This is a genomic window from Methanolobus sp. ZRKC3, assembly GCF_045291275.1.
GTDB lineage: Archaea > Halobacteriota > Methanosarcinia > Methanosarcinales > Methanosarcinaceae > Methanolobus.
The window spans coordinates 2,375,214-2,387,709 of the sequence record NZ_CP146982.1 but is presented as its reverse complement, the minus strand read 5'-3'; the positions used below and the strand labels follow the sequence as shown (position 1 = coordinate 2,387,709).

General features: G+C 44.3%; 14 protein-coding genes. 8 read left to right on the top strand and 6 right to left on the bottom strand.

Annotated features, from left to right (window positions below):
- The first annotated feature begins 59 nt into the window (after window positions 1-59).
- Window positions 60-2,324, top strand: a complete 2,265-nt coding sequence (locus V7O66_RS12130) for a DEAD/DEAH box helicase (RefSeq protein ID WP_406660569.1) — start codon at window positions 60-62, stop codon at window positions 2,322-2,324.
- A gap of 24 nt (window positions 2,325-2,348) precedes the next feature.
- On the opposite strand, the gene V7O66_RS12125 is transcribed toward V7O66_RS12130, so the two are convergent.
- Window positions 2,349-2,846, bottom strand: coding sequence for an Sjogren's syndrome/scleroderma autoantigen 1 family protein (locus V7O66_RS12125; RefSeq protein WP_406660568.1), 498 nt, complete (start codon window positions 2,844-2,846; stop codon window positions 2,349-2,351).
- 121 nt (window positions 2,847-2,967) lie between these two features.
- Here V7O66_RS12125 and V7O66_RS12120 point away from each other — a divergent pair, with 121 nt between their 5' ends.
- The 4 genes from V7O66_RS12120 (at window position 2,968) to V7O66_RS12105 (ending at window position 6,361) form a co-directional block, all read left to right on the top strand.
- Complete coding sequence (locus V7O66_RS12120) at window positions 2,968-3,234, top strand: UPF0147 family protein (RefSeq protein ID WP_406660567.1); 267 nt, start codon at window positions 2,968-2,970, stop codon at window positions 3,232-3,234.
- Window positions 3,235-3,385: 151 nt separating this feature from the next.
- Window positions 3,386-4,021, top strand: a complete 636-nt coding sequence (locus tag V7O66_RS12115) for a haloacid dehalogenase (protein ID WP_406660566.1) — start codon at window positions 3,386-3,388, stop codon at window positions 4,019-4,021.
- 44 nt (window positions 4,022-4,065) lie between these two features.
- Window positions 4,066-5,685: an O-phosphoserine--tRNA ligase gene (sepS, locus tag V7O66_RS12110; RefSeq protein WP_406660565.1), complete on the top strand. Its 1,620-nt coding sequence runs from the start codon at window positions 4,066-4,068 to the stop codon at window positions 5,683-5,685.
- Between the two features lie 28 nt (window positions 5,686-5,713).
- Complete coding sequence (locus V7O66_RS12105) at window positions 5,714-6,361, top strand: DUF169 domain-containing protein (RefSeq protein WP_406660564.1); 648 nt, start codon at window positions 5,714-5,716, stop codon at window positions 6,359-6,361.
- A 4-nt stretch (window positions 6,362-6,365) separates the two neighbouring features.
- On the opposite strand, the gene V7O66_RS12100 is transcribed toward V7O66_RS12105, so the two are convergent.
- Window positions 6,366-6,755, bottom strand: coding sequence for a DUF473 domain-containing protein (locus V7O66_RS12100; protein ID WP_406660563.1), 390 nt, complete (start codon window positions 6,753-6,755; stop codon window positions 6,366-6,368).
- Between the two features lie 4 nt (window positions 6,756-6,759).
- Window positions 6,760-7,506, bottom strand: a complete 747-nt coding sequence (locus tag V7O66_RS12095; RefSeq protein ID WP_406660562.1) for a proteasome assembly chaperone family protein — start codon at window positions 7,504-7,506, stop codon at window positions 6,760-6,762.
- A gap of 149 nt (window positions 7,507-7,655) precedes the next feature.
- On the opposite strand from V7O66_RS12095, the gene V7O66_RS12090 reads away from it, so the two are divergent.
- A complete protein-coding gene (locus tag V7O66_RS12090; protein ID WP_406660561.1) occupies window positions 7,656-8,246 on the top strand; it encodes a pyruvate kinase alpha/beta domain-containing protein in 591 nt (196 codons plus the stop codon).
- Window positions 8,247-8,288: 42 nt separating this feature from the next.
- On the opposite strand, the gene V7O66_RS12085 is transcribed toward V7O66_RS12090, so the two are convergent.
- Window positions 8,289-8,465 (bottom strand): hypothetical protein, encoded by a 177-nt coding sequence (locus V7O66_RS12085; protein WP_406660560.1) that lies wholly within the window; start codon window positions 8,463-8,465, stop codon window positions 8,289-8,291.
- Between the two features lie 47 nt (window positions 8,466-8,512).
- On the bottom strand, window positions 8,513-9,334 hold the full coding sequence (locus tag V7O66_RS12080) for a F420-dependent methylenetetrahydromethanopterin dehydrogenase (protein ID WP_406660559.1): 822 nt from the start codon (window positions 9,332-9,334) through the stop codon (window positions 8,513-8,515).
- Between the two features lie 335 nt (window positions 9,335-9,669).
- Here V7O66_RS12080 and serB point away from each other — a divergent pair, with 335 nt between their 5' ends.
- Together serB and V7O66_RS12070 are read left to right on the top strand one after the other, a co-directional pair.
- On the top strand, window positions 9,670-10,335 hold the full coding sequence (serB, locus tag V7O66_RS12075) for a phosphoserine phosphatase SerB (protein WP_406660558.1): 666 nt from the start codon (window positions 9,670-9,672) through the stop codon (window positions 10,333-10,335).
- A 69-nt stretch (window positions 10,336-10,404) separates the two neighbouring features.
- Entirely contained in the window at window positions 10,405-11,265 is an 861-nt protein-coding gene (locus tag V7O66_RS12070; RefSeq protein ID WP_406662653.1) for a coiled-coil protein, read from the top strand.
- A gap of 84 nt (window positions 11,266-11,349) precedes the next feature.
- On the opposite strand, the gene V7O66_RS12065 is transcribed toward V7O66_RS12070, so the two are convergent.
- Complete coding sequence (locus tag V7O66_RS12065; RefSeq protein ID WP_406660557.1) at window positions 11,350-12,495, bottom strand: radical SAM/SPASM domain-containing protein; 1,146 nt, start codon at window positions 12,493-12,495, stop codon at window positions 11,350-11,352.
- Window position 12,496 lies beyond the last annotated feature (1 nt).

Genomic DNA, 12,496 nt, shown 5'->3' with positions numbered 1-12,496 from the left:
CTTGCCACAGGTTTAAAAGTTTGAAGGCCATATAATGGAAAAACTTTAAACTTGGAACCATGGCAACATACATCACACACCCCCTGGTAAAAACAGATACTGTAGAGCAAAGGCTTTACCAGCTGGACCTGGCAGGTAAGGCGCTTGCAACATCCACATTAGTAGTACTACCCACCGGACTTGGGAAGACCATTGTAGCTCTTCTGGTGATTGCTTCAAGACTGGAAAAGGCCGGGGGGAAGGTATTGATACTTTCACCTACCAAGCCATTGGTAGAACAACACGCCTCTTTTTTACGGAAGGTGCTCGAATTACCCGAGGAGGAAATACTTACCTTCACAGGCAGCATCAACCCTTCAAAGCGCTCTGACCTCTGGGACAGAGGAAAAGTTATCGTATCTACACCCCAGGTCATAGAGAACGATATACTGACAAAACGCATCAGTCTCGAGGATGTCACACATATCACTTTTGACGAGGCACACCGGGCTACGGGCAATTACGCCTACACATACATAGCCGAGAAATACTTTGAGGCTGCAAGAAACCCGCTTTGCCTTGCAATTACTGCAAGTCCGGGAAGTTCGGATGAGAAGATAGCCGAGGTATGCCAGGCACTCCATATTGAAGCTATTGCCGTCAAGACCGAGTCCGACAGCGACGTAGCACCCCACATACACAAAAAAGAGATAGAATGGAAAAGTATCGAATTGCCCACCGAGATGAAAGAGATCAGGGACCTGCTCCAGAAGGTGCTTGATGACAGGTACAAAAAGCTCACTGAATGCGGCTACCCCATACACAAGCAAAAATACGTTTCGAAGAAGGACCTGCTGGGATTACAGCAGCGACTCCAGGGAGAGCTCAGGGGCAACCCAGAATCATCCGTTTACAGTGCAATTTCCATTCTTGCAGAAATACTCAAGGTGAACCATGCCATCGAGATAGCCGAGACCCAGGGACTCGATTCCCTGCGTATGTACATGGAAAGGCTTGAGAACGAGGCATATTCCAAGAGCGGTAGCAAGGCATCAAAAAGACTTGCAGAGGACCTGTACATGAAACAGGCATCCCATCGCCTCAAGAACTGTGACTGCGAGCATCCAAAGGTCGAGTACGTCAAGGATATAGTGCTGGAGCAGGTAGAAAATAATCCGGAATCCAGAGTTATTGTTTTTGCCAACTACCGGGATACTGCCGAGATGATAACCAATACCCTCGATGAGATCGAGCAGGTCAGGCCTGTGAGATTTGTAGGCCAAGCTTCGAAATATAAGGACAAGGGCCTCACACAGAAGCAACAGGTCGAGATAATTGAAAAGTTCAAGGCAGGAGAATACAACGTACTTGTGGCGACATCGGTTGCTGAGGAAGGACTGGACATCCCCTCCACAGACCTCGTACTGTTCTACGAACCCATACCATCGGAGATCAGAAGTATACAGCGTAAGGGCAGAACAGGAAGGAAGCACGAAGGACGTGTAGTTGTACTGGTCACCAAAGGAACAAGGGATGAGGGATACTACTGGAGCAGCCAATCCAGGGAAAAGAAGATGCAGAGCAATATGCGTGAACTCCAGAAAAGGATGCCTGCCCGCATGGACCAGGAATATTCAGCCGATATCTGCAAGGACAAGGATCAGGCCACCCTGTCAGAATATAATGATGGGGAAAATCAGGGGAAAATACGAGTCATAGTAGACCAGAGAGAAGTCAGAAGCTCCGTGGCCCGACAACTGGAAAGGGCAGGTGTGGACATCACGTTGAACACGCTTGAGGTCGGTGACTATGTGTTGAGTGACCGCATTGCTGTTGAAAGGAAGAGTTCGGAGGACTTTGTGAGCTCCCTGATAGAGCATAAACTTTTCGAGCAGATATCAGATCTTTCAAAGACCTACGAAAAACCTGTGCTCATACTGGAAGGAGAGAGCCTGTTCAACAGCAGAGGCATCAGCCCCAATGCAATACACGGTGCCCTGTCAGCCATTGCCCTTGATTTTAGAGTGGCTGTATTCTACACACGCGATGCAGAGGATACTGCTGTACTCATAAAACAGATCGCAAAGAGAGAGCAGGTGGATGAGAAAAGAGAGGTGAGTCTGCATGGTAGAAAATCATCTAAAATGCTGCCTCAACAACAGGAATATGTGGTTTCTGCCATCTCCGACATAGGACCAACTGCCGCCCACAATCTCCTGAAACACTTCGGGTCTGTGGAGAATGTAATGAAAGCAGATTATGAAAAACTCATCAAAGTCAAGAACATAGGACCAAAAACTGCCGCAAAGATCAGAGAGATAGTCGGCAGCGAATATAAAAATTGAAAAGGGTAAATATACCCTTTGGAATTACATGGGTTTTCTAAGCATTCCGACTATTGAAATTCCACGCTCTATCAGGCCCATGTAGTCAGTGATGATCCTTGCATCGCGCTCATCCTGCATGGAGCGTGCAATGGAAACCATTTTTGCCATCAGCAGGGATTCCAGCTCAGTGGAAAGAGGGGACACATCCTCACCCAGGGGAACTGATCTTACAGCATCCATTTTGGAAAGGAAATCATCGGCTGCACCCTCCACCTTCATATCTTCCGGCGATGTCTGCGCCCCTGATGAAACTGTTTTGTTTGTTACCGATCTTTCTGGTGCTGCCCGGGATACAGGTTGTGCAGCCTGTTGATAATTGTCACGTGGATCAGATACGCCCTCACATACGGGACAGAGAACCCTCCCCTGATACCTAAACATAGGTGCCCCGCAGATAGTGCAGTGCTGAGCAAGCATTGTAGCACCGATTTCCAGCATATTTGAGATCTTTTGTACTTTATCGTCTTCTATCTTAGCCATTGCATTTCCTCTTTAGTTACACAAAATATATACGAATGAAAGTCTTTTTATATAATATAACTATTTAGAACTAACTTAAGTAACACTTATTTTTATTCTAAAATTTATCAAGGTGATATATATGTCAGATTTTGAACAAGTCATTGGAGAATGCAAGCAGAAATTGGAATACATAGCAAATGATAATTCAGTTCCAAGAAACATCAGACGTTCTGCAAATGAAGTACTTGACACCCTTCGCAAAGAAGACGAACCACTTTTCCTGAGAACATCAACCAGCATATCCATACTTGAGGATATCAGCAACGACCCAAACATCCCTGTTCACACAAGAACCCTTATATGGGATGTTGCAAGCCAGCTTGAAACCATCCCAGTGGATGAATAATTTCAAGCCAATATTTTTTTAATTATCTTTTTGTTTGGGCTTCATCCTAAGCTCAAATTCATCTAATTTTTGATTCTCACTGTCTTTTTCCGCATAGGAGCATCCCTGCAAACATGTTTATATTAAGCTGCAAATGAACTACAGGATTAAGATGATAAGTGAAATCTCCGACAGGATCAGGAACGATTTCAAAATGAAAGACAGGGCAAGGGAATCTGCTCTTGTCACTTCACGAGATGTTGTACGTGAATGTAGAACCGCCATGTTCAGTATTCACAAAGGAGAATTTGATAATGCATCCCTGCTGATCAAAAGCTCCAGGGAACAGCTTGAAAAAATGAATTTACTGCTTGAAGGATTTCCCGACATATACCATTCTGGTTTTGTAGAACAAGCCCAGCAGGAATTCGTAGAATGTACTGTCGTATACATACTCCTTCACAATGGTGCGGATATTGACAGCATCCCCGAGCCTGAAGAACTCAGCGTTGAGCACTCAGCATACCTGAACGGACTGGGAGATGTTAGTGGGGAACTGAGAAGGCATATACTGGACCTTATCAGAAAGGACATGCCAGAGAAAGGCGAAAAATATCTGGATGCCATGGAAAGTATCCATACATGCCTTATGATGTTCGATTTTCCAGATGCCATGATACGTGGGCTCAGGCATAAGGCAGATTCCACACGCTCATTGATAGAAAGGACACGAGGAGACCTCACAACTGCCGTGAGACAGCAGAAACTGGAGAGATCCATGAGAGAGTTCGAGCAGAAGCTAAGTTGAATTCAACATTACTAAATTACTAAATTACTAACCGAGGATTATTCATGAAATTTAACCCTGATGATATTAAAAAGCAAGCAGAAGAGGATTTTGATGCTGCATGGAACAATGGAACACAGTTAATTAAAAAGCCAGACATCAACAAACAGTATCCTCACATGCCCTTGAAATATGGAAAACCCCACCCCATATATGACACAATATCAAAACTCCGTGAAGCATACATGCGCATGGGCTTTGAGGAAATGATGAACCCACTCATTGTTGATGAGAGAGAGGTTCACAAACAATTCGGGCACGAGTCACTTGCAGTACTTGACAGATGCTACTACCTTGCAGGCCTGCCACGACCAAATGTGGGAATATCCGATGAGCGCATCGCCACCATCAAGTCCATATTGGGAGATATTGATGATGAGGCTATAGAGACCATCAGAAAGATCCTGCACTCCTACAAAAAGGGAGAGATAGAGGGAGATGACCTTGTTCCGGAAATATCCGCAGCAATAGAGATTTCAGATGCACTTGTGGTAGAAATGATAGACCAGGTATTCCCTGAGTTCAAGGAACTTGTACCACAATCCACAAGAAAGACACTGAGAAGCCATATGACATCAGGATGGTTCTTGAGTCTTGCATCCCTCACAGAGCGCGCAAATCCTCCTTTTAACCTGTTCTCCATTGACCGCTGTTTCAGGAGAGAGCAGGACGAAGATGCTGCAAGGCTCATGACATACTATTCCGCATCATGTGTGATGATGGATGAGGATGTTACTGTAGACCATGGAAAAGCTGTAGCACAGGGACTCTTATCACAGTTCGGCTTTGAGAAATTCATGTTCAGACCTGATGAGAAACGCAGCAAGTACTACGTACCTGACACTCAGATAGAGGTATTCGCATACCATCCAAAACTTGTGGGTTCAAACACAAAGTACTCTGACGGATGGGTTGAAGTTGCAACCTTTGGAATCTATTCACCCACCGCTCTTGCCCAGTATAACATATCATGCCCCGTCATGAACCTTGGACTTGGTGTGGAGAGACTTGCAATGATACTCCACAACGCAATGGACCTTAGAGGACTTGCATATCCACAGATGGCACAGTATTCCGAGTGGGAAATGAGCGATGACGAGCTTGCAAGAATGCTGTATATGGAAAATGTACCCGAAACGCCACAGGGCAGGGAAATCATCGATGCCATTGTTGCTGTGTGTGAGGAACACGGATCTACCCCAAGTCCCTGCGAATTCCCTGCATGGAAGGGAGAGATCAACGGGAAGAATGTGGAAGTATCTGTGGTGGAACCGGAGGAAGAAACCAAACTCTGCGGACCTGCGGTCTTTAACGAAGTGGCTGTATTTGAAAATGATATACTCGGAGTACCCCATAACAAGAAATGGAAAAAGGTCTTTGAGAACCACTCCGCCATGGCAGGATTCAGATTCCTTGATGCCTTTGCAGCCCAGGCTGCAAGTGATATTGAAAAGGCTATTGAAAATGGTGAAACTGAAGTTGAGACCAGAGTCAGGATAGTAAAAGTACCATCCGAGATCAATATACGCCTTGAGCCCCTGGCACAGCGCTATATCACAGGCAACAATAAGAAAATAGACATCAGAGGACCTGTCTTCACCACAGTTAAGGCAAAGATCGAATAAACCGGAGAATATACCACCTCATATCGATATGTTAAACACACCGGGAGGCGTAAAACTGGCTGACATACCCAAGATCAAAGCACTCATGGATAGTGGAGAACCCGTATGCATCACATTTGGAAATGAATGCGGACAGGACTCCGAGCTGCTGTACTGTGAGATAGTGCAAAAGGCCAGCCAGGGAGAAACCTTCCTGATAGGAAAGCAACGATGTAGCGCAGGGGATTATGTTCTTGGAGTTAGTGAACAAAGCCCTGCGGATTATTACCTGCGCTCAGGAAGATATGCAGACAGGTCGGTAGCTGAAAGGGCGGCATCTTCCCTTCCCAGAGTTGAAAAAGAGTATAGATCCATCCGAATCGAGCCACTTTCACAGAATACAGGGAATTACGATATTCTTTTACTTTATCTTAAAGCTGAAGCTGTAATGCGTATTATACAGGCATATGCATTTCACTTTGGAGAAGGGCTTAAGGTCAGTACCATAGGAGCGGCGTCAGTCTGCGGAGATTGTACGGCATTGCCACTAAAAAGTGGAATCGGACTTTCCTACGGATGCAAAGGATCAAGGAAGCACAGTTATTATTCAAATGTGGAAATGCCTTTTGGGATAAGCCATGATCTGGTGGAAAAAATAGAGAAGGGGGTTGAGAGCACCCCAAATACATTTGATTGAATGCTTAGTGGGCATTATATAATGGGATCTCGTCTGCATCCACTACGGTCCGCTCACCGATCTTATTGTTAATTACTTTTCTCACCCTTGCAATGCACCTGGGGTCAAGCTGAATGCGCAGGGATGTGGTTTCACGCTCTTCATAATATAGCTCGTTACTTTGAACAGTCCTCTGCGTGATAACCTGATGTTTGGATAGTTTTGCCACAACACCAGTGGTACCGCCGGTTACATCCTCGGGACTTGTATGAGTCAATAGAAGAAGGTCGCCTACATTAAGATTTAAAGCTGCAAAGAAATTATGCGGACTCCTTATCTCGATGGTAAGAAGCCTGCGATGCTTGAGCTCGGATATCACGCGCTCAGACATTCCGGTAAGTGCAACATATTCCATTTGATCACCCATACATAGGGAACTCTTTCCTAGTACCCGTAGGCTGTTCGGTAGTCCTGACATCCTCTGCAAGCCTTTGCATCTCGATCTCGATCTTCTCCGCCTGATCCAGGAGAGTCTCAGTATCAACACCAAGATCATAGAGCTGGTTGAGAACATCGATCACAACGGATGCTGCCCTGGGATCCGGGTTCTGGCTCATTGTTGAACCAAGAAGGCCGATAGCAGGTATGCCACGGACAAGACACTCAGCCATGATACTACCGGAGATACCGGATATCGTACCCATCTGGAAAAGTTCCACTTTGTCCTTTATCTTATCAAGCATTTCATTATTTGTTGCGGCGCCGAATACTTTGTTCTCATCGCTCATCGTGGCAATTCCAGCAAGTGAAACTACCTCTTTTACATTGATGGATTCAGCCCATTCCAAAAGCGCCTTACTCACATCATATGCAACGACCGGATTAATAGGAATATCAGATACTATGATCACCATGTTGTGTTCTTCGCTTTCATAGATTCTCACAGGCATGTTTATGAGGCCTTCATAAAGTACAGCAATAGGCGGGAAATGCCTTGAGTCGATAGAACCTATATATTCCATTTTAAGCTCATCAATAATCTGCTGACTTGCAATGTTACCCACTAGTCCGATACCTGGAAAACCTTCCACAAGAACTGGATTCTTAGATTTTACCTCACTTGTGGCTATTTTTACATTATTGTCATCGAAATCTGTATCTGCCAAAATAATCACCTTTTAATACAACTAACTAAACTCCCTGATAAAGATATATTTGTATTAAGACATAGATAAGAGCATCGTTCATTTCAGACAGAAAACAACTTAAATTTATACGTGTCATACATTAATTTATTCAAAATACAGGTGATCGAATGGAAAAATCAATAACATACCTCGATAATGTCGGACCAGAAAATAGCGAAAATGTACTGAAACTCGCTGCAAAGAGGGCAGAAGAGCTGGGAATAGAATATGTTGTTCTTGCCAGTACAAGTGGTGAGACCGCATTAAAAGCTGCAGAGGCGTTCAAGGGTCAGAATGTAAAACTCATTGCCATTACCCACCAATATGGTCTGAAAGAAGGTGGGAAGTGGGAAGTTGACGAAGATAAGCTCGAGAAACTCAAGGAAATGGGAGTTATTATGACCACACAGTCACACATGTTCTCAGGTGTTGAACGTGCCATTTCAAAGCGCATTGGCGGAGCCAGCCGGGCAGATGTCATATCAGACACACTGCGCACCATGTTTGGAAAAGGATTCAAGGTTGCAATCGAATGTACCATGATGGCTGCAGATTCCGGACATATTCCTGTTTCAAAGGAAACAGAGATCATTGCCATTGGCGGGACACGCTGGGGAGCAGATGTGGCAGCCGTGGTCAGACCAGCACATTCCTTTGATTTCTTCAATATTCAGATAAGAGAGATCATAGCAATGCCAAGAGCAAAAGAAGAACAATAAACAGATTGAGCGTGAACCCTCAATATTATAACGGTTCACCATTCACTTTTTTAGCGAGTCGTCTCCAGGCTCAGCCTCAAGAACATCACCCTCGTTTGATTCACAACTTTGAGATGCTTCCTTTGCAGCACTCATTGCAGCCTTGAATAAAATAAAAGTTAGCGCTACTAGAATTGCGTATGAACCTACGCCAATGACAAAAACAGTTAATGGTTCCATAAAAATAAGAAAAGAAGTACCTTAGAGGTACTTTCCTTTGATTTTTTTTACTCTGGTTTTGCGTAGAGAGCGGTCTTGGACAACAGGTTGCCACTCTTGGAGTGAGGCTGCCTGAATACAGAGTCGTTTGCCTTCTCTATCTCTCTTGCTTCAATTGCAAGCTGTGCTGCTGCGCGCATCATTTCGTGGCCAGCTGCTGTTGTAAGTGTTACCTGCTCGATCTCTTTCATCATGAAGCATGCTGGGAAGTTGATCTTTGCAACCATGTCAGCCATGTGAAGTGCTGCCAGACCCTTTGCCTTTGCGTATGGATTGTTGAAGCCTGCTCTTGCAATGCACTTCTCTGGCTTTGCAAGGATATGCGGAAGTTCAAGTTCCTTACCTTCATCAACCATTGCTGCAACTTTGTCGAGTTCTTCCTGAAGGAGTCTTACAACACCACAGGTTGAGAGTACCTTCATTGCGTCTGCGTTGAATGAAGCCATCTCTACAGGGTCGAGGAACTCCCTCTTTGCGCCGATGAGTGGGTCAACGGTCATGATAATGTAACCGAATCCTGCTTCTTCAAGTGCTGCACGGTCATCCTTCTTTGTTGGACCGTCTGAGATTACGATACATGGAACATCCTTGTATATCTCACGTGCTGCGGTTGGACCAGGTGCACTTGAATTTGGGCTGATCATAACGTAGAAATCTGCATCGAACTTCTTGAGTTCTTCTGTTGCAGCTGCTTCGTCCTTGCCCATCTTAGGACCGGTTCCGAAAGAGCGTATGCTGATTCCTTCTCTTGCTGCGATCTCGTCCTGTACCAAATCGATTACTTGGCTCATACCAAGGTTGCCTAACTTAATAAATCCAATCTTTGCCATATAAAATCACACTAGTGCAATGGGCAGTGTAGCATATATTGTTTTTGGAATGATATAGGCCACATAAGAGTTAATATGAGTATAATCACAGAACAGAGGAGAAAGCATACAGCTTCCTTCAAAAATCAGACCCATTAGACTATTTTAAGCTCCATTCAGAGATTACTGCCTCCACCATGACGATTGCTACCCACACCAACGTAAAAACAACAGACAGAAAAGATTTGCAATGCGCGATTTACCCGAAAAACTTAAAAGCAATGTGACTCATTTCAAACCAATCTCGGCACTTAAATACTGTTTCACAACGAGATTCAAAATCTAGGTTTGATTAAGTGAATTGCAGCGACAATTTTGATGAGAAGGTTAAGTTAATAGTTTTTGATATGGACAGCACTCTTATTGATGCTGAAACCATAGACGAACTGGCAGTTGCAGCAGGAGTTGGAGACGAAGTCTCCAGAATTACCGAGCTGGCAATGCATGGCAAACTCGATTTCTCAGAGGCACTTTTTGAAAGAGTGAAATTGCTCAAAGGCCTTTCAGTTGACAAAGCCCATGAAGCACTCGACAAAATGCCTTTTATGCCCGGTGCAAAAGAACTGATCAGACATTTAAGATCTCGAGGTTATAAGACCGCAATGATCTCCGGTGGATTCACCATGGCTGCTGAGCGCGTGGGAGAAGTACTGGGAATTGATCATGTAGTAGCCAATGTGCTTATAGCCGACAAAGGACACCTTACAGGAGAGGTAACTGGACCGCTTACAGACCAGGGTTCAAAAGAATTCGTTCTGGAAGATATTTCCCGTAAATATAATACCAAACCTGAGGAATGTATTGTAGTAGGTGATGGAGCTAATGATATTTGCATCTTCAAAGTAGCAAAATACGCAATAGCATTTAATTCAAAACCAATTCTACATGAACACGCCGATATTGTGGTTACAATAAAGGACCTTGAAGCAGTAATTCCAGTGATCGAGTCACTGGACCCGTAAAGCCAGAATCGTGCATTAGAAATGCATGAAATGCCAGCTTTTTTGCTGGATCGGGAGGACAATAAGGATATGTTGAAAGAACTGAACGACAAGAAGACTGTACTCAAGAATCAGTCTGAAGAATATAAAGTGAAGCGTAACGAACTCAATTCAGAAGCTAGCACACTTGCTGCAAAGCGTAACGAGCTGAACAAGAACACAAAGGACCTTATCAACGAAGCACAGGAATATAAGAAACTTCGTGATGAAAATAACGAGAAAGTCAAAGAGTATAAAGTACTCCGTGATGAGGTCAATGCAAGAGCTAACGAGATCTTTGCTAAGATCGATCTAATCCGTGGCGACAGCAACCTTGGCGGCCCTTCTATGAAGGACATACGCAAGGAAGTAGACAGGTTAGAATTCACCCAGCAGACAGAAGTCCTTACAACAAGCAAAGAAAGAGAACTTGTAAACAAGATCACTGAGCTCCAGAAATTGTATGCTGCTAAGAAAGACCAGCTTGAGGGTAACGATGAACTCAAGGAACTACTAGCAGATGCACAGGAAATCAGAGATGAGGCTTCAGTACATCACACTACACTTTCAGAATATGCCCAGAAAGCACAGGAAAATCATGACAAGATGATAACCACTTTCAAAGAGGCTGATAAAGTTCGCGCAGAATCCGATGCGGCACACAAGGAATTTGTTAAATTCCAGGAAAGCGCAGATGAACAGCACAAGCTTTTCATTGCTGGCCAGAAGGAGATTCGCGACATTGACAAAGAGATCCGCAAGATCAAGAAAGGCGATGTCGATGGCAAGAAGGAAGCTGCAAGAGCAGATGCTCGCAAGGATGCAGAGGATATTTTCGACAATTTCAAGTCAGGTGGAAAACTTACTATGGAGAACCTTATGGCTCTTCAGAGATCCGGACTGCTTAAATAAAGACATCAGCAATATGGGTGATTCATCACCCATAATTACTCTTTTTTTTCAATTCAATAAAAAAAATAGATTTAAGCCTAAGGCTTATTCCACAAGATCCAATCGGGATCTGCGGAAAGATTCATCCCGCATAAGACAGGGACCAGCTGTGAAAACAGGATCCTTGTATATCTTCTTCCATATTGATGAGAGAGAAGTGTCATGGATATTACCATATGACAGCGGCATACAGGAACAAGGGAATACATTCCCCTCAGGCGTTATATGCAGCCATTTCCTGCCTGCAAAGCAGCCAAAATGCTTCACTATATGAGGTATCGGGAAGATTCTGGGACCTTCCATATCACTGGTTCTTTCAATGAACTCATCAAATTTACGATGGTCATCCTCTGAAAGCACCTCATTTCCATGCTCCAGCCAGCGTCCAGTGGGAACTATTTCGAAAAAGGATATCTCGTGCACACCCATCTCAATTGCAAGAGAATAGAAATCATCCAGTTCATCAATGTTGCGAGGAGATATCACTACATATATATTTACAAGAATGCCGGCGTCCAGACCATTGCGTATGGCAGATATCGCTTCCTTGAACACGCCAGGACGTCCTCTCATATAGTCATGACCTTCTTCATTTGCGCTATCAAGACTTATACTGAGCATAAACAGACCAGCTTCTTTCAGGCTTTCAGCACGCTCTTTTGTAAGTCCTACCCCTGAAGTGAACAATGCAGGTATCGCCTTTGACTGGTCAACATATGTCACAAGTTCTTCAAGGCCATCATAAACAAGAGGCTCTCCCCCATCAAATATTATAAGAGATGTACCCATGTCCTGTGCCTGGTCAATGATGTCCTTTACAGTATCAGAGGAAAGTTTTGCCTTGTTCTTGGTATCAGGCAGGGCACAGTGCAGGCATTTGTTTGGGCAATCCTCTGTTATGGAGATCGTAAGCTGCTCAGGCACATACTTGCCACGCATTGCACGCATCTGGCTTGAAACCAGGCGATTAAAGGTCTTTCCAGGTATTGGAGGCATCCATGTGGAATAGATAAGCCTGTCATTTTCCACTTTTGCAGGCTTCGTACCTTCAAAAATACCCATCATGTCAGAAACAAATGAGTCCATAAAAGATGAGGCAATACCAGAGGTATTCATCCTGACCTTATTGTCCTCGATCTGAGCATATACCTTGAACACAGGGTTCTTGTAAAAGTAGTACTTGCTTTTCATG